Origin of the sequence: Pseudoalteromonas sp. SR45-6, from assembly GCF_014163545.1 — a bacterium.
Classification (GTDB): Bacteria; Pseudomonadota; Gammaproteobacteria; order Enterobacterales; family Alteromonadaceae; genus Pseudoalteromonas; species Pseudoalteromonas rhizosphaerae.
Map to the genome: position 1 here is coordinate 1 of NZ_JACJDM010000009.1, position 18,126 is coordinate 18,126.

An 18,126-nucleotide genomic window follows, 5' to 3' on the forward strand; every position below is an offset into this window, starting at 1 on the left:
GTCAGCCGTCAGCCGTCAGAACAGATAAAGTGAGTTTCTAATTAAGTAGATCAGCACTTCATCCCCGCACTTAAAATCAAACCCAACGTCTTAAAACGAACAACGCAAATAGTAAAATTCCTATCCATAAACGCTTAATTGAGCTTGGGTTTTTAGAGTATGTAGAGCAAGCGCAAGAACGCATTCTATATGAAATAACATCAGCAGAGAGTATCACTAGTTGGTTCGGTCGTTTGGTTGTAGAACTTGAAATACCTAGTGTTAATGAGCTAGACGAACTTCGTAGCTATCACAGCTTTAGGCATACGTTCATAAGTAACATACGAAATAACCACTCTTTTGATCTTTCACTAATACAACAAGTGGTTGGTCATGAAATTTCTAAAGGTGGGATTACAGATAAATATACTCATGGTGGAGCTAGTTTGGATAGATTATCAGATGTAATAGGAGCTTTTAAAATATAAATAGCTGCTTGTAGTAACTGACACCGGGTATGGATTACAGGCGCTTTTTCAAGTGGTTATACTAAGTGCGTTACAGCAAATTACAGTTTGGTCTTAAACGTTTATTAGTACTTTGATGTCATTGGATTTGAATAATTGTTTTATGATCAACTAGAACTTGATACTGTGGTTTTTTTCTACAAATAATTCAAGGAATGAAAATTGAAGAAAATAGACCTTCATATACATACAATAGCTACAGTTAGCGATGCACCATTTTCATTTTCATTAGATAAGATGATAGAGTACGTTAGCTTAGCTAATCTTGATGCTATAGCCGTAACTAATCATGATAAATTCGACCTTAATCAATTTAACGAAATAAATAACGCGCTAGATTGTGTTGTATTTCCTGGTATAGAAATAAACTTAGAATATGGCCATATATTAGTTATATCAGAAAATGATCATCTGGAAGATTTTCAACTTAAGACTGAGCAAGTTTCTACTAAAATCACTAAAAGGGGGGACTCGATAACTGTAGAGCAGTTAGAAGAAATTTTTGAGGACTTGAGTGATTATCTTATTATCCCGCACTATCAAAAAAAGCCTTCAATCTCCAAAGAGGCTATTCTTAGACTTAGTAAATTCATTTCTGCAGGTGAAGTTGATAGCCCTAAAAAGTTTGTAAGAATGATCAAAGATGAATCGGAAATCACACCTGTAATATTCAGTGATGTAAGAATCAAAGAAGGTTTACGCCAATTTCCATCGAGACAAACTTACATTGATTGTGGTGAGCTTACTTTAAATGCTATTAAACACAGCCTTAGAGATAAGAGCAAAGTTACTTTATCTGAATCTGATGGAAACAGTTTGTTTCAGGTTTTTGAAGATGGACAGCTGCTGTCTACTGGCTTGAATATTGTTCTTGGTGCAAGGTCATCAGGTAAGACTATTACATTAAATCGGATTAATGAAGAGTGTGAAAATGTAAAATATATACCTCAATTCTCTCTTGTACAAAGAGATGACGTTAGCTATGAAAAAGAATTTAATGACGGTGTGGCCCGGAAAAAAAGTAACTTTGCTGATAAACACTTAAGCTCTTTTAAATCCATAATAGATGATGTTGTAAATATTGACCTCATAGCAAATAGCCGTAAAGTTGAAGAATACTTAGAAACACTACTAAAGTTAGCAGATGAAGCAAATAAGCGTGATGCTTTTTCAAAAGCTACGTTATTTAATGAAACACTATTCGAGAAGAGTGATGGAAAAGGATTAAATGAACTTATAAACGCCGTTCGTTTACTAATAGAAAATATAGAGTTTGAAGAAATAATTAGTAAACACATAGCAAACGAAGCATTGGAGTCGCTAGCTTGTGAGTTAATTGAATTACTATGGGCTAAGACATTATTAAGAAATAAAAAATCAGTAGTCAATGATATCGTAAAAGATATTAAAAGTAAGCTGAAGTTAAGATCTGCTGCCACTCAAATTAAAGATATCGATTTATATAGCATATTGATAGATCACAGAAAAATCTTAAAGTTCAATTTGATTGCTAAAGAATTACAATCTGAGAGAAATATTTATGAAGAAAATGTGCAGGGTTTTAAAGTAATCTGCAAGCAACGTGCTTTTAGTGGAGCTGGTGAGGTAAAAGCTATAAGCGGAAAAAAAGTTGCATTTTCGGACGTTTTTAACGATTACGACTCACCATATAAATATCTTGTTGGATTAAAAAACATTGAAGCATTAACACCGTCAGAGTTTTATAAATATTTTGCCTGCATTGAGTATCAAATCTTAAACAAGGATGGATTTAAAGTTTCAGGTGGAGAAAGATCAGAATTTAGGCTTCTTCAAGAAATAAAAGATGCCCAAAATTACGACTACCTGTTAATAGACGAGCCAGAGTCTTCATTTGACAATATATTTCTAAAAGGTGAAGTAAACGAAATATTAAAAGAAATTTCGAGAACGATGCCGGTCGTAGTTGTCACTCATAATAGCACCGTAGGAGCATCAATTAATGCGGACTACATTGTATACACATCAAAAGAGGTTGAGGGGCAAGAGATTGTTTATCGCAGGTATTCTGGATACCCATCAGCCAAAGAGCTTCAGTCATTAGATGGTAAGAAAATAGATAACTTTAGAGCAACAATAGATTCATTAGAAGCTGGCGAAGAAGCATATTTTGAAAGGAAAAGTGGATATGAAAGTATTAAAAATTGAACAAAACCAAGGCTTTTTTTTGACAAAAGAATCAACCTACGAACCAATAGATAAGCTAGATAAAAGTGTTTTACTCAGATTAGTTAACTCAGCATTAGGGGATGATTTTGAGATAGATACATACGATGATTCACTGCTAAAGAATCAAGCCCATCAAATTATATATAAAAGTATTAGTGAAAAATTAGTTGACCTACATGAAAGACGACAACAGTTTTGCGATGAATCTGAAAATTTATATCTAGATGAATATGAGAAATATAAGGTATAGAAACCAATTTATATAAGAGCCTAAATATACTTTGGCCCTGTGTCATTGACACTGACTTGATAAACAAAAACGTATTGTAGTGGCATAGTTAATTTGTCCTCTCATGATACAAAAGTGAGTTCATTAACGCGCTGTTTTTGTACTAAGACATTTTTTATTTTTCTAAATAGTATCAATTATACTAACAGTGAGCTTAGATGTTCTACTTTGTATCGCTTAAAATAACTTAGGGAATTTCAATGAATTTTAGCAAATGGATGTTTTCAACTGGTTTATCAGAGTCCTCTGTACATAAGTACAATGGTGCAGTTGATGGTGTACTTTCAGAGTGGGCTGTTGATTCGGGGCTTATCGAAGGTAGTATTTTACAAATAACTAGTAAATCTAAATTTGATGCATTAGTTGAAAGAGTAGTCCAACTAAACATTTTTAAAGAACGTAATAATACTGGTCACAATATGTATAGCAGTGCTTTGAATAAGTATTCTGAGTTCTTAGAGAAAGCTGCAATTCAAAGCGTTGAAGAAGATATAGATGATATTATTTCTGATGGAACGATAGGTGCGACAGAAAAATCGCAGTTAATTACAGCACGAGTTGGTCAAGGAAAGTTTAGAAAGGCGTTATTAAAATTTTGGGATAAGTCTTGTTGCATAACTGGTATTTCTAATACAGACATGTTGGTTGCATCACACATAAAACCGTGGTCTAAAAGTAACAATATAGAACGTCTTGATCACTATAATGGTTTATTACTCACTCCAAATTTAGATCGTGCATTTGATAAGGGATATATAACTTTTAATTTAGCTGGAGAAATCATTATTTCAACCCAGTTTGAAAATGAAATTAATTTAGGGGTTAGTTCTTTAATGATTATAAAACTTTCTTCTCAGCATCAACCATATATGGACTTTCATAGGAAAAATGTTTTTAAAGGCGCGTGATAATTACGAGTAAAGTGAGGTTGCTCATAGATTGGTTTTATCAAACACTCAGTTGTAGTAGCTCAGCTCATATAGTCTCAGTTTCGATGAATAAGTTTGGACTTCATCTGACAGGTAACTATGAGCGAAAAGCGGTCATTTACGAAATTAGTTATTGGTTAAGTCATAGTAAGAGAAATCTCTCTCTTTTTATACGATAAAATAACCTATAGTAAATAATATATAGCTAGCAGTAAGTCATATTGTTTAGTAACACTATAACCTCATGAAATAGCGATGTTTTCACGCTAAAACAGGTAGAGTGTTCTTTGGTAAAGTTGTTATATGCAAGAGGGAAGAATGAGTCTAAAAGAACAATTACAAAGTATTATCATTAAAGCTTCAGAGCTAGCTAAAACTTGGCCTTCAGAAAAATCTGAGGACATGAAATTTTTGACTAACTATGCATATGAAAAAGGTTGGTATTTGAATGAAGTTTTTATTTTTGGGCTTCATCATTCAATTACTGAATACGAACAATTCGATGATGCAGTTATTGTGTTAATCGAAGAAGACTGGGATTTCTATTGGAAAGCTTTGGCAGAATATCAACCAGCTAGAGCGCATTTGTTTGAGGAAATTAAAAAAGCACATATGCTAGGTTTGTATGGTGCTTCAATCCACCTTTGTTTTAGTCAGGCTGACGGTTTGTTTTTTGATAAATTTGGTACAGGCCTTTACGGAAGTAGGTTTTCTGTAGCTAAAAGTAAATTTGGCGTCGAAATAAATGAGTTTATTAGTAGTGATTCATTAGAGCTTTTGGCTCAGCATTATAAAGATGGAAGTATACTTAGACGCATGTTCAATGAAACTTATAATGAGATTTTATCAAAAACTGACGGTGATTTAGTTAAAGATACCAATAAGATAGATGAAAACAACTTGCATTTGCCTAATCGCCACGGGGTTTTACATGGGATTCATACGGGCTATGTAAATAGAGTGAATAGTTTTAAAGCTATAGCGTTCTTATTATTTATCCTATTCTCATTGGATGGTGAAAGAATCTTAAAAAGTGTGTAATTACCTAAAAAAAATAATCTAAGACGGATTCTGCAACGTTCGGCATTCTTAGTTTAAGTCGTCGAGTTTGATTGTTTATAGCACAATAGTTTAATATTAGTGCAAGCGTTGCTCATGGCTTAAAGCTGAGGCATCACCGCCCACTTATTGAGGCCTCCAGCCACCCGACACATAAAATGTTGATAATAGTTGGCAAGGTATTTTACTGTGACGGATAGCGCTTCGCTTATCAGACCTTCACCGGCACATTTGCGAGCTCGACAAAAAACGAAAGGTACAGACTGATTTAAGTTAAATTTGCTCTTGTTTTGATGCGAAACAACAAGCTTAATTTTAGCTATTTTAATTACTCGTTTACAAAGGTAATTATTGGTGAAATCATCAGAGTATTTAATATACGTTATTTTGGTCAGCTATAGACTACCGAATCGTAATCGATAAATTATTATGTGTGTAGTGGTACATTGATTTTATCAAGGAGGAATTAATTGAAATCTTTATTTGTATTAATCCAAGTTTTTTTAAGTTTTAGTTCAATAGCCGATGTTGATGAATACCAATGGTGCCAAGCCCAAATAGATTCTATTCGGAAGTTATCTGAATTACCTTTAAATGAGCTAACACTCCTTAAGAAATCGATAGCTGTTGCAGCATCAATAGAGGAACTAAATAAAGTAACTTCTAAAGATTTTTCACCTATGGTTATTGCCATTAAAAACCATCAAAAAGTCACTAAAGATGTTGCGGAGAAAACTACTTTAAAGCTCGTTAAAGGGCTTCAAATAGACTCGGTTAGCAAAGCAATAAGCTTACAAGGAAATACAAGTGAAAAAATTTGGAGTTTACAATTCGATAACTGTGTAAAGGGTAATCTAGGCTAAGACTTCAAGTTATATAACAACCCAGACTGAGATGGGGAGCAAGCTCTAAAGTCCACTTTCCACAAAAATTTTTGTAGCTCAGCAAAGCGTTATTAATGTCTGATCATGGCAAAACCGGTTATTCATTGTCAAATTTGGCAGATAAAGTTAAGACTTAATCAACTCAGTAAATAAAAATCTTGAACTGGTACATCTTACTACCTCCTTTTTCGTATTAACCAACTAACGTTAATACATATTAACGTTAGTTGATCAATTTTAAACTCGTATAAATATTAAGGCTTAATTTTGATTTATGCACTTTTTAATTAAGTCTACTTACTTTAATTAAATTTTTATTCGTGAATCACTTGTGAAGTATTGATCTAATTCTGAATTTAGAGATTTATAACCATCAAGAATGTCTTTCTCGACTAATGAGGATCTGATTGCCTCCTCCCCAAAAAATAAATACTTTAATTCAGGATATGAATACCTGAGTAACAAGAGAATTAAAGGCCAGCTAATACTTAAAGGATTTTTGGTAATGTAAACTTTTCCAGCATTGATTAATCCTGATGTTGCATGGCAAATAAGAAGCTGGCGTCTTAATGTTGTATTTGAAGCATTTGGAATTGAGTCTTTAAGTGAGTAGCCTCGATGTAATCTTTTGATAGTAAAACCAAGCCTTACAATAAACTCGCTTATTGCTAATGGTAAAGATGATGCTATGAAGTGTCTGAAGTCATAACCGCTTCTGTACATTAGTCTGGCAATTTCAGCTATTGTGTAATTCTTATCACCAATAGAGCCGAATTGTAGGAAAGATAGTAGAGGCATTAATGGCGCTGGTAATCCAGATGTAGTAGCTACGTCAGAAGCTAAGTGACCGGCCACAGTTTTTAACGATTCAATAAGTCGAATGATTAAATTTTCACCTTCAAGTATAGGTGCAGTCGTAGATTGGATTATAACTTTGCCAAATTTATCGATTGCTGTAAATTCTCCCCTCAGTAGATCTTTGATGCCAAATATAAACCCAAGGATAGGATCATGTCCAATAGATTGATATCTGTGAGTTCTAGGCCCTAATCCGTCAACTTTAATGTCTAATTTAGCGCTTGTTGATGGATCATATGAGACAGTATATAGTTTCTCAAGCTCTTTAATTTTATCTTCGGGTAGTATCTCACCGAATTTTTCTTTTACTTTATTAGATAACCAACCACCCTCTGAAGCTTCGCTACCTAAAAATCCCGCGTGTGCAGGTACTTGTACCAAAAAGACATCAATTAAACCTGATAATAAGCCAGCAACGACTGATATAGAAGCATCATATTTATCAATTGAATTAAACCAAGAAAGATCAGCTCCTATCTTTTCATGTTTGGCTGATATTAGTTCAATTTCTTTGTCGGATAGTAAATTTTCGATAGTTAAATTTTCTGGTGAATCCAAATTAGCATCCTCCACAATCTCCTCCCAGCTCTTAGTATTGAGCTCGGTTTTAGTGGTAGAGGTTATATCTTCTTTACTTGAGGGGAGCCTTTTTTTATATTTAAGTATAATATCTTCGCTACTTAGAATTGATGCATCCAGAGTGGCTTTGTTCTTTTTTAGGGTACTGGAGATTTCATCAGATTTTTTTTTATGAAAATTAGCAACTAGTATGCCCTTATCTAAGTATGCTTTACTCATTAGGCAGCTACCTTAATATCCATCTCTAAATCATTAATTATTTCTTGTAATAGAATGTTTAACTTCTCTAGATAGCTAATTCTTCCATCAGTCTCTTGGCTTTTTTGTTTAAGCTCTGAGATAATTGAATTTTGCTTTCTCATAGCTTCTTGAAGTAGAAGCTCTTTTCTCTCATATAGCTTTCGTTGGTTTCTTTTTGAGACGAATGCATAAGTGCCTACTCCTAATAGAGCTGCTGGCGCGGCTAAGACTGCAATACCTGCCACCATACCACCTCCGATAATACTACCTGCAGCAGCTAAACCAGAAGTAATCCCAGCAGCTGAAAGGCCAGCTGTCCCACCAAAATATAACCCAGCAAACCCTATACCTGCACCGGTTCCTATTCCACCGGCGGCAGCTAATGCCTCTTTAATATCTGATTTATCCGAAGTAGTTCTAGTTTTATTTTCGATTGCTTGGCTTGCTTCGTTTAATACTTTTTCCACAGGGACTAATGAATCAAAACTACCGTAAATTAATTTCTTGCTCATGTATGACATTCCAATATTTGTTATAAAAAAAGTGAAGTGAGTTTAATTTCAATCATCAATAAATCGAACTTTGAGCTACCGATGTTCTAGTAAGATAATATAGTGAGGAGGATAACAATAAAAATTTATGCAATTGTTCTATATTCATAGCTTGAAATCGAAGATCTATCTTAAGATAATAGTATTACACTTTTAAAAAATTGTTTAATTTTTTTGAAAAATAACTGTTCTTTGTTTTTATAGTAATTCTTTAGTATTGTTTTTTGGTTGCTTTCACGGAGGTCTTCATGGGGGCTAATAACCCCCAAATTTTCACTCATAATTTTATATGATTTAATTAAGTATTCACGTTTATGGATAATCTATTTCGTCATAAACTGTCAAAAACAGCGCTGCTGTTAAGTAGTTAGTCATGTATATCGATTATATTTTTACATATAAAAAGTATCTATTATGTCTAATTACACACCTACAGAATGCTACTTAAATAACTTAGCCCCAACAGGTAGAAAAGCTGTTATCTCATTGCTAAAAAGTGTTAAAGGCACTTTATTGTTGAATGAGAAATTAGCCGTTTTACTCCTCTATAAACTCAGCTTTGAGCAGCTTTCAACGCTTAAACAAAGCTTAGTACTCAATAATAAATCAGCCATAATCATTCAACTTACCTTTCAGTCATTAGAGCCATAGCTAAGACCATTTTTTAATGAATTTAATTGAGCAGCATGAACTCGAAAAGTTTAATGTACTCAAGCTCCCGCATATAGAACCAAGCTTAAAAGGTAAGTCACTTAGAACTGAAAAGTTACATTAGGTCAATTTACTATACCAGCTTCAATTATCAATATTCGTAATGCAGTACTATCTGCTTTAATGGCTGATAAGTTAGTGGTTATGCAAAGAGAAAGGTAGTCGTACTAGAACACTGAATTTGATTAAGCAATTTGGTAGGAACAGTTGTTATTTCACTATTAAAAAGCGTTCAAAGCATTTCACAAATGCTATAAGCCATTTTCTTAGTCGTAATAAGAAAAACGATGATATTAACCTCTTTCATTAGCGCCTAACCTATTGCTTTATTGCTAGTTTAGGGAATTAGAATGAGCGTGATCCAGGGCAGTACAAGGGAGTTTGGCAATACAACGGTGCTATTACATAGTTTAGGTTCATCATGCTACCGCATCGAGTGGTATAGCAAGATGACGGGGGCATCAACCAGCTTGACGCGGCTCAAACTAGGAAAATATTTAGTGCTCCGTAAATGGGCATCAGCGCTTAATATACAGGATGTGTCCAGTGAGTTTGATCGGCGTAATAGTGCACTTATTCACTTTTTGAATAATGTCGATATTGTGAAGTCTAAAGACGATTTGATACTTGCGGCAAAACAGCACTGCGTTAATCTTTTCACTAATTATGAAGGCTTAAAGCCAATCAATAAAGTCACTTTTCCTAAGCCTCGGCTGCAAGGTGCTATTGGCAAAAAAGTGGTTATAAAATCAAAAGTCGGGGATAAGGAAATTGCTCAAGGATTGCTATTACAGTTAGTCGGTAATCAAGCTGAAGTGCAAGTACCTGCTAACTATAATGAGGCGATACAGGTAAGGAAAAAGTTTTATTCCAAGCAAGTTTATATTCGCTAGCGGACTTGTTCATCAGCTGATATGGGGAATGTTGCATTAATGGTGAAGCCTTGCTCGTTTGAGAATGAGCATTGGCCGCCAAGAGCAGTCACGCGTTCATCAATGAAAGCGAGACCATAACCACCAGAGTGTGATGCGGTTGTCGCGACATTGCCATTATCCTGAATAATTAACGTGATCAGATCCGAGTTGGAATCTAAACTAATTACCAACTCAGATGCGCAGCTGTGCTTGATGCAATTGGTGATTGCTTCTTGGCAAATTCGATAGATCGCAATTTGATGTTCATCTCTAATTGCTTCGTTTAAGCATAAATGTGTTATATATCTAACTTTTTCTTTATGCATCAAGCTTTTAAACTTCCCTTGTGAAAGTGCTTTTACCAAGCCTAATTCATCAAGCTCACGCGGACGCAGATAATGCATCAGGTGATAGACTGAATCATACATTGAATTAGCATTTTGTTTTAACGTAGTCACAATCGCGCTGACGCTTTGATCCGTCATACTGGTTAAAACGGCAAGATCGGTTTTAAATGCAGTCAGGTTTTGCCCTAATTCATCATGAAGCTCTTGTGATAAATGCTTTCTCTCACTTTCTTGTACATTCACCATTTTGATAGCCAGTTGTTGGTTTTTTTCTAATTGCGTTCTAAGTTCAATGTTTGTCAGTGTTAGCATATTATTTTTTTGTCGCAGCTCTGCAGCTGCCGCACCGAGTAATAAACTCGTTGCGGCATTGGTCAGAATAAACAATTGGCTAATATAAGTATTAGTTGCATCTTGTGTGATGCTTGCTTCTAATATTATTAAGCCATTTGCTGCTGCTGCGCCAAATATAGCGCCTGTAATACCAAAGTGATATGAAAACCAAATAATTGGTAGTAGGGAAGCCAAGCGTAATAGTGAGTAGATATCAGGGCGCAGCAGATAAATCGACAGCATTAATAGGGTAAAGACAGTGACTGTGATAATTAGTTTAACTCCGCCCTCTAGGCTAAAGGCTCGGCGATAACTGTTAGCACACAAAATAATAAAAGGTGCGATAAACAAGCTGCCAGTCAAATCACCTAAAGTCATATTTAACTGATATTGCAGTAGTTGTTTACCTTCTAACCAAGTTGTGAACTCAAAAGAGCTGGCAAACAAAAACCATTTTGATGCTGCCGCTAAGCTTGCTAGTAAAATAAGCGAAAGCACACCTTTACTATCTTTTATCGTTGGTGGCCAACGGCTATGCTTAAAAGCGAAGACAATGGCTAAATAGATAGCCTCTTGCCACGCACCATGCAATAAATTTAAATGCCATTGCTGGGTATAAAAAGAACCTAAATACGCTGCATAGAGTCGTGATGCTAACCATATTATTGGCCAATAGCGTGTTGGGAACATAATAACAAAAGCCAGTTTAATACCTGCAGGGAGAAATATAGCACTACTTTGTGGGACGGTTTCTAGATGGTTACTAACCCATGTAGAGGCACACAGCGCGATTAAGTAAGCAACGCAAACCGCGCATTGCTTAGCTGCCCCTAGTAATATGTTTGTAGTGGAAGGTGTGGCAGTGATAAGCCTAGGCCAACTCATTAAGTTGAATAACCCCGATATCAATGGCAACTTTTAATAGTTCAAATGAAGTTGTTGCGTTTAGTTTATTACAAATATTTGTTTTATGTACGTGAGCGGTTTTCGGCATCATGCCGAGCTGTTGAGCAACCTGTTTGGCATTTAAGCCTTTGGCAAAAAGTGGTAGAGCCTCAATTTCTCTATTTGTTAAAAGGTCTTTTTTATCAGAAACACAGGTGTAGTTGAAGTTAACGTCTTCACTGATGTAGCGATGGCCGCGCATTACTGTTTTTACCGCATCAATCATAGCGTCTGAAGCTGAGCGCTTTGACACATAACCAAGCGCCCCGAGTTGTATTGCATTACTGACGTACGGTTCATGGTCATGCATAGAAGCTACAATGGTTTTTATTTCTGGGTAATGCTCATTTAAGTATGATAGAAAAGTCAGGCCAGTCTCACCTTCGTGCATTGAAATATCAACGATAAAGACATCTGGCTGGTCAATATTTACTGCTAACTTTGCTTCGTTCACTGAGCAAGCTTCAATTATTACTTGCCAGTTTAACTCGAGCTCAAGTAGTTTTTTAAAACTATCTCGAACTAACTGATGATCTTCAATGATACCAATCCGCATAAATCCCTCCATTTTCAGGAATTATACATCTAAATCAATTTATTATGTCTAAGAATTATTCCTAGTGAAATTACCTATCGATTCTTAAGATGAACGTTAATGTAGGTTTGTAGCAATGATGTACTGCAAAAGTGGTGTTAACCGTGCAAAGGGCTAAGTCTTGTTACTATTGATAGCTTTAAACACTGAGTAGCTAACGGCTAATACTAGGCAGATGGTGGCGGGGATAAAGAGGGCATTAAATTTATAAAACTGGAATGCATAAGCACCTAATGTGCCACCGCAAATGAATCCTGAGATTATCAGTAAAAACAACAGTGCTTTGCGTTTATCAAAGGGTTCGCCTCTTAATTTAGCGCCAAGCATTAGCCCTAGATCAGTAAAGATACCGGTAACATGGGTGGTGCGAATAACTGCGCCGCTGTAAGTGGTGGCTAACGCGTTTTGTAAGCCGCAGGCTGCAGATGCTAAATAGTGCCCGTTTACAGAGTCATTCGATAAAAAATACACTGAGCTTGCTAACAGCATGGCTTCAAATAACAGCAAGCTGCTGTAGTTATGGCCGAGTTTTAATGCACCACTTTGCAAAAAAGCGCCGGAGATCGCTGCACCAACTAAAAAACTCAGTAGGATAAGAGCTAAGTGTAATACATCAGTAACGGGGGAGGTAACAAGGCTTGTGCCAAGGAGTGTTGCAGTGCCTGATAGATGTGAAATTGATTGATGTTTGAACCCTAGTAACCCTATCGAATTAACAAGCCCAGCAACAAGCGCAAGTAAAAACGATCCATATTCTACCCAACGAGGCAATTTTGAAATCACGGCTAACAGTTAATTTAATAAAATCTGTTTGGTAACCTATCAGTTCGTTATTTATTAAACAATAGTTAGCTAAGTTTTCAGTGCATAGTTTGTGCTGGATCTGTATTTAGTCTTTCGTATTTAGGTCGTTGTTGTGGATTGATTGCTTACTAGCGCTAAAAATTCCTGTTCGGGTAATGGCTTTGCAAACAAATAGCCTTGGCCATAATCACACCCTATACCAAGTAATAATTGCTGCTGCTCTGGTGTTTCAATGCCTTCGGCAATCACTTTTAAACCAAATTGATGTGCCATAGTGATAATTGCTTTGCATAACGCCAGATCTTGATTGTCGGCTTGAATGTTATCAACAAAACATTTATCAATTTTTAAATAATCTGCGTCCATTTGTTGCAAGTAGGCAAGCGATGAATAGCCGGTGCCAAAGTCATCTAAAGCGAGTTCCATACCGGATTTTACCAGCGCTTTCAGGCGTTGTTGAGTGAGTTGCTCTGGTGCGATCATTAACCCTTCGGTGATCTCGCTAACAATTGCACTCGGTGGTAAATTGGCGGCTTTTAGCAAGGCTGGCCACTGATCAATACCGCTATCAAGGCAACTAAATTGCACTGGCGAGACATTAATACTAAGTTGAAAGTTGGCATCAACCTGGGCTCGTAAAACTGTTAGCGTTTGTAATGCGCGAGTAAATACAAATTGTCCTAATGGGTTGATATATCTAGACTCTTCGGCTAAAGGTATAAACTCTGCGGGACTAATTACGCCGCGTGTCGGGTGGCGCCAGCGCAATAGTGCTTCTGCTTTATGAATGTGCCCAGAATCTAGGTTAACGATTGCTTGGTAATAAAGATCAAATTGTTTTTGTTCAATGCCATAGCGCATATTTTTGAGTAAATCCATACGCGCTTGTGCTTGCTCGCGTAAGTTGTGATTGAAAAACTCAAAACAGTTACGACCACTTTGTTTAGCTTTATACATGGCTTGGTCTGCGGCTTTTAATAACAGCTCTGAGCTATCGCCATCGATTGGTGCAATAGCGATGCCGATGCTGGTTGCTATGTGTAGTTCTTCGCCTTCGAGTATAAATGCTTTTGTCATGGCATTGAGGATATCGTTGGCTACTTTTTTAATGTGTTCTTCAGTGACTAGCTTGGCATGCACAATGACAAATTCGTCGCCACCAATACGTGCAATAAACTCAATATCAACAATTTCTTGTTGCAAACGAATTGCGATCAACTTAAGTAATTCGTCACCATAAAAATGGCCTAAGGTGTCATTTATGTCTTTGAAATGATCAAGATCAAGTAGCATGATCACCAGTGGCTCATTAGGATTTAAGGCGTTGTTGAGGCGCTGATTTAAGCGCTCTTTAAGCTCAATTCGATTAGGTAGATTGGTTAAATGATCAAAGTGAGTTTGATGCCATATCAGATCTTCGGCTGCTTTCTTAGCGGTAATATCGGTAAAAATCGCGACTCTGCGCTGCGCTTCAGAATGCTCATTGTATACAGTATCGATAGTAAGCCACTCTGTGAATAACTCGCCATCTTTACGACGGTTAATTATTTCACCTTGCCAACGGCCAGTCTCTTGTAATTGCAGCCACATTTCTTGATAGAACACCTTACTGTGCTTGCCTGAAGCTAAGATAGCGGTGGTATTGCCCAGGATTTCATTTTTACTGTATTGGGTTACTTCACAAAAAGCCGGGTTAACATCTAAGATAATGCCGTTTGGATCGGTAATGGCCATTCCTTCACTGCTATTTGAGTAGACCAATGAGGCCAGATGAGACGCTTTTTCAGCGTTTTTTCGCTGGCTGATATCTTGCAATACAATAGTGTACTCGTTGCTATTATGCTTGGCACTGATCCGCGCTTCAAATACTTGCTCGACTTCGCTGTTATTGATTGTTAATTCAAATTGGCTAGTTTTATTTTTGCAGGGCAAATGCTGAAGTAACTGTTTACTTTTTTCTTCACCAAGTAGCTCGCGAAGGTGTAACTTTGAACGTGTATACACAGGTAAATTTAACTGTGAAATTTGCCCACCTAAGTTCAGTACATCACCGTGAACATTGATCCGAATGTAGGTATCAGGCAAAGCGTTTAATAAACTACTTAATTCGTCATGTTGGCGTTTGACACTCGCTTCTGCCGTCAGACGTGTTTGCGCCATCGCTTTAAAATGTTGATAGAGAGTATTCAGCTCTGGGCTATTTAAAGAAAACTGTTTTGGTAATAACCCTTGCGCAAGCTCTTTAATCGTCAGAGTGAGTTGTGCTATGGGCGTTAATACGTTGCGCTTTAATTGGTTATGAGCAAATATAGACAGGCCAATAATCATCAATGTAAATGCAGCTAATGTGATAAAAAATAGTTGGTTGGCAGCTTGAATTGCGTTATTAAATGGCATGACAACATAGACATTTAGGCTATTTTTAGTTTCATCGGTATACATGGTTTTACTGTGTAAAATGTGATTAATACCTTGCAATTCAATTGTGCTATTGAGCATAGGTAGTTCAGAGCTAAATCCATAGGCGTTAATATTTTCGCCAAACAGCGATGGATCGTTAGGGTAATTTGCAATAATGCGACCGTTGTTGTCGGTTATAACAGCAATGGCATCTTCGGGTAAGTGAGAGTTGGCAAGTATCTGGCTCCACCAATCTAATGTGACAACCGTTACTACTGCCCCATATACTTGTTGCTGCTGATCAATAAGTGGATAAGCAAAATTGAAACTGAGGGAATTGATACTGCGATCTTTTTGAAAATAGCCAATGGCAAAGCTTTTAGTTGCCACAGCATTTTTAAAGTATTCACGATCGGCAATATTAATATTTTCTTTGCGTCCTTGCGATAAACACACCGCATCGCCTTGCATGTTGACGATACCAATATTTGCAATTTCAGGTTGAAGTTTTTGTATTTTAGCTAAGTAATAAGGGCAGCCGGTTTGTAGTGGCGCGGCAAAATCTTTTAAGTCAGCAAGTTGAGTGGTAAATGTCTTAATTTTTTTGAGTAGCTCAGTCTGCTGCTCAACAAGCTGTTCGGCAACCGTTAATGCCTGCAGCCGACTTTCTTGGCGTGCGGTTTCTTTGGCATGCCAAAGGCTAAATAAGATCACCAAAATGCCGGGTAAGCTCAGTAATATAAATAACCGATAAAGTCGATGTTGTAACGATGAGGAAAAAATAACAATACTCTTCATACTGGGCTTTGGCATAAAATTGTAGCCAATTAAGTTGAAAATAACCATATATAATATAAGGTTAATTGCGGTTTATCTAATAAAGACCAAAGTAATAGCTCTGAAGAGTAAGATTGTGCTGAGCAAAGCTCAGTATCTATGAGGATTTATAGCAAACGTAACAACCAGCTAAATTGACTTAGTTTTATTTTATTGGCTGAATTTTGGCTATGACCATTTAGCGCTTGATAGCCTGCACCTGCCGTAAAGGCACTGGCAATACCGACATTCGATACTGCAAAGCGTTTAAGTCGGTAGTTGAAAGCTTGATGATGTTGCTGTTTTAACGCATTGATGCTATTCATTTTTTGACTTAAGTGACGAACTTTATGATTTGGTTTCTTAATAAAATAATCAATTAGCATTATTCACCCCTATTTATATTGAGTAATTGTTTAATGCTGTGCGCAGTTTTATCAAAGCCAATTTTGCTGCTGATATAACCAATATTTTTCCACAGCCACATTAAACAAAGCAATTGTAAGCCAATTAGACATACAGCACTGAGCCATATTGATTGACTAAAGGCAAAAACCGCAAAGCCAAGTGTGATCAGCAAACCGGCCCACAACAATACTAAACCACCGGCAAAACTTACCAGCAAAATAATAGTCAATGCCAAAGAGCGAGTTGATAGTCGCCACTCGGCACTCGCTAATTCTTTGCAAATACCAGCCTGTTGGCGATAGTCTTGATAAAGTTGCTCACCATATTGAGATAATTTAGCAAGATGATCTTGCCACTGATCAGCACTTTGCGGTGCAGGATCAGCGGCTTGATGCTGTTTATCTTTAGGATCGGTATGTGGTTGCATAATTGCTTACTTGCTACGGCGAAATAGTGCTGTCACTAGCATACCAGCAGCAAACGCAAGACCAGCTGTAGCAAGCGGGTTTTCAGAGGCTAATTGACGAGTTTTACCACTGTATTCAGACAGTTTTTCACGCGCAATTTTTTGCTTTTCAGTGAGTGTTTCAGCTGAACTTGAAGCACCATGACGAATACTTTGTTCTGCTGTTGCAGCCTTTGAAGACAGCGAATCAACAGCAAGATGAGCCGCTGAGGTTGCTTTGTCTGTTAATGGTGATTCAGTGTGAGCAGCAATATCATCAACTTTTTTACTGGTTTTTGCAGCTGAATTTGAACTTGATGTTGAAGTAGTCATAGTAATCGTTCCTTAAATATAAAACTAGATTGTGTAATACTTGTTGCAGCCTTCGTACCACTTCTACGATCTTATTTAAATTCTTAAAAATCAATGGTTTGTTTTTTATCTTGTGAATCGCTTTGTTTGAAATAACAGCGTTTAAAGTAACTATTGCAAAAAGATCGCGTAAATTTTACAAGATCTATTAAGCAGCAATTCGCTACTAATATTTTGTAACTGTTCATTGATTATTCATTAATCATTTAAGTCTATTTATTTTGTTTTATCTCAGAATAAAATATTTTTTTTGATGTTATCCACTTTTTCCCACGTAATTCAGTAGCTTCGCGCTAGGCCTTATTTTTTCTGGCTTTAACACACCATTATAGGTTTCTGCTGACTTGACAAAATAGCTTGTCAAGCCCTAAACTGGAGCACTGTGGTAAAAAGTGGTATTTAGTGGATCAAATTGGATCAAATTAATCAAAACAGATTAATTACAAACTTTTAAAGTAGGCTTTTTATGTTCCGTGGTGCGAGTTCACTGAGTTTGGATGACAAAGGACGATTTGCGGTACCGACTAAGTACCGAGACTCGCTGTTGTCTGAAGATCAGGGGACGGTGATCTGTACTGTCGCACTGAACGAGCCTTGCTTGTGGTTGTATCCACTGGCGCAATGGCAGGATATAGAAGATCGCTTAGCTAAAATTTCCAATATGAATCCACGCGCTCGACGCATGCAACGGATGTTGTTAGGTAATGCAACAGAATACCAATTAGATAAAAATGGCCGAATATTGCTGGCACCGTCGTTACGGTCTCATGCTGATTTAGGCAAAAAAATCATGTTGGTCGGTTTGATGAATAAATTTGAGATCTGGGATGAAGAACGTTGGCATGAACAAATGCGCCAAGATACCGAAATTGAACGACTCGGTGAGTTTGAATCAACCCCAGACTTAGATAATTTTTCGCTCTGATCACACAA

General features: G+C 36.7%; 17 protein-coding genes. 8 read left to right on the forward strand and 9 right to left on the reverse strand.

Annotated features, from left to right (window positions below):
• Window positions 1-668: 668 nt before the first annotated feature.
• The 5 genes from H5158_RS06285 to H5158_RS06305 all read left to right on the forward strand — a co-directional run bounded on the left by H5158_RS06285 (window position 669) and on the right by H5158_RS06305 (window position 5,854).
• The gene (locus H5158_RS06285) at window positions 669-2,693 is read left to right on the forward strand and encodes a phosphotransferase (protein WP_182739680.1); all 2,025 of its coding nucleotides are present in this window, start codon (window positions 669-671) and stop codon (window positions 2,691-2,693) included.
• Entirely contained in the window at window positions 2,674-2,964 is a 291-nt protein-coding gene (locus H5158_RS06290) for a hypothetical protein (protein WP_182739681.1), read from the forward strand. The genes H5158_RS06285 and H5158_RS06290 overlap by 20 nt, the downstream gene beginning before the upstream one ends.
• A 239-nt stretch (window positions 2,965-3,203) precedes the next feature.
• Window positions 3,204-3,911: an HNH endonuclease gene (locus tag H5158_RS06295; RefSeq protein ID WP_182739682.1), complete on the forward strand. Its 708-nt coding sequence runs from the start codon at window positions 3,204-3,206 to the stop codon at window positions 3,909-3,911.
• A 339-nt stretch (window positions 3,912-4,250) separates the two neighbouring features.
• Window positions 4,251-4,973, forward strand: coding sequence for a hypothetical protein (locus H5158_RS06300; RefSeq protein WP_182739683.1), 723 nt, complete (start codon window positions 4,251-4,253; stop codon window positions 4,971-4,973).
• Between the two features lie 488 nt (window positions 4,974-5,461).
• Window positions 5,462-5,854: a hypothetical protein gene (locus H5158_RS06305; protein ID WP_182739684.1), complete on the forward strand. Its 393-nt coding sequence runs from the start codon at window positions 5,462-5,464 to the stop codon at window positions 5,852-5,854.
• A 327-nt stretch (window positions 5,855-6,181) separates the two neighbouring features.
• Here H5158_RS06305 and H5158_RS06310 read toward each other — a convergent pair whose 3' ends face one another.
• Window positions 6,182-7,531 (reverse strand): hypothetical protein, encoded by a 1,350-nt coding sequence (locus H5158_RS06310; RefSeq protein WP_182739685.1) that lies wholly within the window; start codon window positions 7,529-7,531, stop codon window positions 6,182-6,184.
• Entirely contained in the window at window positions 7,531-8,064 is a 534-nt protein-coding gene (locus H5158_RS06315; RefSeq protein ID WP_182739686.1) for a hypothetical protein, read from the reverse strand. Before H5158_RS06315 ends, H5158_RS06310 begins: the two co-directional genes overlap by 1 nt.
• A 453-nt stretch (window positions 8,065-8,517) precedes the next feature.
• Here H5158_RS06315 and H5158_RS06320 point away from each other — a divergent pair, with 453 nt between their 5' ends.
• Both H5158_RS06320 and H5158_RS06325 read left to right on the forward strand, forming a co-directional pair.
• Window positions 8,518-8,754 carry a hypothetical protein gene (locus H5158_RS06320; RefSeq protein ID WP_182739687.1) on the forward strand — a complete coding sequence of 79 codons (237 nt, stop codon included), beginning with the start codon at window positions 8,518-8,520 and terminating at the stop codon, window positions 8,752-8,754.
• 410 nt (window positions 8,755-9,164) lie between these two features.
• Entirely contained in the window at window positions 9,165-9,707 is a 543-nt protein-coding gene (locus tag H5158_RS06325) for a hypothetical protein (RefSeq protein ID WP_259399425.1), read from the forward strand.
• Here H5158_RS06325 and H5158_RS06330 read toward each other — a convergent pair.
• The 7 genes from H5158_RS06330 to H5158_RS06360 all read right to left on the reverse strand — a co-directional run bounded on the left by H5158_RS06330 (window position 9,704) and on the right by H5158_RS06360 (window position 17,154).
• Window positions 9,704-11,293: an MASE1 domain-containing protein gene (locus tag H5158_RS06330; protein WP_182739688.1), complete on the reverse strand. Its 1,590-nt coding sequence runs from the start codon at window positions 11,291-11,293 to the stop codon at window positions 9,704-9,706. The two genes, H5158_RS06325 and H5158_RS06330, sit on opposite strands and share 4 nt — an antisense overlap.
• On the reverse strand, window positions 11,280-11,909 hold the full coding sequence (locus H5158_RS06335) for a response regulator transcription factor (protein ID WP_182739689.1): 630 nt from the start codon (window positions 11,907-11,909) through the stop codon (window positions 11,280-11,282). Before H5158_RS06335 ends, H5158_RS06330 begins: the two co-directional genes overlap by 14 nt.
• Window positions 11,910-12,062: 153 nt before the next feature.
• Window positions 12,063-12,731, reverse strand: a complete 669-nt coding sequence (locus tag H5158_RS06340; RefSeq protein ID WP_149980611.1) for a YoaK family protein — start codon at window positions 12,729-12,731, stop codon at window positions 12,063-12,065.
• Window positions 12,732-12,851: 120 nt separating this feature from the next.
• Entirely contained in the window at window positions 12,852-15,965 is a 3,114-nt protein-coding gene (locus tag H5158_RS06345) for an EAL domain-containing protein (protein ID WP_259399426.1), read from the reverse strand.
• A gap of 131 nt (window positions 15,966-16,096) precedes the next feature.
• Window positions 16,097-16,354, reverse strand: coding sequence for a hypothetical protein (locus tag H5158_RS06350; RefSeq protein ID WP_182718046.1), 258 nt, complete (start codon window positions 16,352-16,354; stop codon window positions 16,097-16,099).
• Window positions 16,354-16,803, reverse strand: a complete 450-nt coding sequence (locus H5158_RS06355) for a hypothetical protein (protein ID WP_145236851.1) — start codon at window positions 16,801-16,803, stop codon at window positions 16,354-16,356. The genes H5158_RS06350 and H5158_RS06355 overlap by 1 nt, the downstream gene beginning before the upstream one ends.
• 6 nt (window positions 16,804-16,809) lie before the next feature.
• Complete coding sequence (locus tag H5158_RS06360) at window positions 16,810-17,154, reverse strand: DUF883 domain-containing protein (protein WP_182718047.1); 345 nt, start codon at window positions 17,152-17,154, stop codon at window positions 16,810-16,812.
• A 505-nt stretch (window positions 17,155-17,659) separates the two neighbouring features.
• Here H5158_RS06360 and mraZ point away from each other — a divergent pair.
• On the forward strand, window positions 17,660-18,118 hold the full coding sequence (gene mraZ, locus H5158_RS06365) for a division/cell wall cluster transcriptional repressor MraZ (protein ID WP_145236856.1): 459 nt from the start codon (window positions 17,660-17,662) through the stop codon (window positions 18,116-18,118).
• The last annotated feature ends 8 nt before the right edge of the window (window positions 18,119-18,126 follow it).